Consider the following 1,771-nt stretch of genomic DNA (forward strand, 5'->3'; position numbering starts at 1 on the left):
TAATGAACTCCGGTGTCAGGGGTAACAATTCATCGATACGGTTATTAGGCCAGGCGGGAAGTTTAAGGAGCGTATCTTTGAGCCATTCAGATGGGTCCAGTCCATTGAGTTGAGCGGTACCGAACAGGGTTTGGATAGCAGCTGCGCGTTGGCCGGCACGCTCTGAGCCGGTAAATAGCCCATTCTTTTTACCCAGTGCAATGGGACGGATAGCATTTTCAAGCGGGTTGTTGTCGATGGGCAGATGACCGCTTTGTGCGTAACGAATCAGACTGGGCCAGCGTTTGAGAGTATAGTCCAACGCTTTGGCAGAGCCACCGCCGTTGGCCGTTTGGGAGCGGGTTGGTAGCAGCCAGTCATGCAGTGCATTGAGTGCGGGCAGGCTTTTTTCTGCACGCAGTGGTTGACGATCGAAGATCGTCAGGTGTTTGCCTTCGGCCTCAATGGCATACAGCATGCCGATGCGTTGCAATGCTTCCATGGCCATGGAGCTGTTATTGGCCTGGTGCAGATCGAAGAATTTACCACGCGCATGAGCCCAGCAGCCTAGTTCAGTGCAGGGCGAAGCTGATGAGAATAAGGGTTTGTATCCCCCGTCATCATCGACCAGCAGATGACCTTGCCAGTCTTGCAGGAAGTGTTGTGCATGCTTCCCACTGCGGCCGGCTTGATAGTCGAAGAGGATGATGCGCGGATCATTGCTGCGATAGGCCCATAAATAAGCCTTACGAGTCTTGCCATTGCCGGGATCAAGTTGAGCCACCGGGGTTTCGTCAGCATGGAGGGTGTTGCCCTGTAAAAGATGCCAGGTCAGGCGATCTACCAGAGGTGGCAAGGCCACCCCCACACGGCCCACCCATTCGGCCAGGGTGGAGCGAGATAACCTCACCTCTTCGCGTGCAGCGATTTGTTCAAGACGGTAAAGGGGAAGAGGGCTTAGGTATTTGCTGGTCATCACCCAGGCCAGCAAGCCGGGCGCGGCCATGCCACCATCGATCACAGCGGGTGGAACAGGCTCTGCGGTGATGGTTTCGCAAGTTTTGCACGCACATTGCGCACGAATGGGGTGATGGACAAAAAATCTTGCCGGCTCCCCATCCAGCTGCTCGGTGGTGTCTTCGCCAATTTTGACCAGATCACGGCCACATTGCCTGCACTGACAGGATTGCGGTTCGTGATAGTGTTCAATGCGTGGCAGGGGGTCTGACAGAGGTTGACGGCCCGCACGAGTACGTGGGGGCTTGTTTACACCTTGTTTGGCTAATGAACCGAACTGTTCAATTTCCGCTGCTACGGCTGCGGTATCCGCTTGCACCGTTTCTTCGAATAAATCCAGCTGGGACTGCGATGGAAATAGGGTCAGGGATTCATTGCTCCTGCCAAAGCGGAGACGGCGCAAATGCGCCAATTCCAGTGTAAGCGCCTGGATCTTGAGTGCCTGTGCGCGAATTTCTTTTTGCGCCTGATCAAGTAATGTTTGGATCATGTCAGATACCGGTATTTTAGTATCGGCATCCAGGTTCAGTTAATCGAGCGGTAGCCACGATTTCATGGCCGTCATTATACCCTATGTCTACCTAACTGATTGTTAATGTTGAATAATTACGTATGGTTATGGCTGTAAATGGGCGGGTGGCAATGCGGATAAACGTGGCCAATTCACACCCGCGATCAGCCATTCCCATTGCGCCTGCGTCAACGTAAAACAGCGCTCGCCAGAGCCTGGCCAGACAAACCGTCCCTTGTGCAAGCGGCGCTGACATCACCATAC

Annotated in this window: 2 protein-coding genes; both read right to left on the bottom strand. The window is 53.9% G+C overall.

The features are described 5' to 3' along the window. A partial coding sequence (gene tnpC / locus BM122_RS21150) for an IS66 family transposase (protein ID WP_371264969.1) occupies positions 1-1,519 on the bottom strand: 1,519 nt, incomplete at its 3' end. Positions 1,520-1,577: 58 nt separating this feature from the next. Continuing rightward, a partial coding sequence (locus BM122_RS21155) for a hypothetical protein (RefSeq protein ID WP_442754722.1) occupies positions 1,578-1,771 on the bottom strand: 194 nt, incomplete at its 5' end.

The organism is Nitrosomonas communis (assembly GCF_900114745.1).
Classification (GTDB): Bacteria; Pseudomonadota; Gammaproteobacteria; order Burkholderiales; family Nitrosomonadaceae; genus Nitrosomonas; species Nitrosomonas communis_A.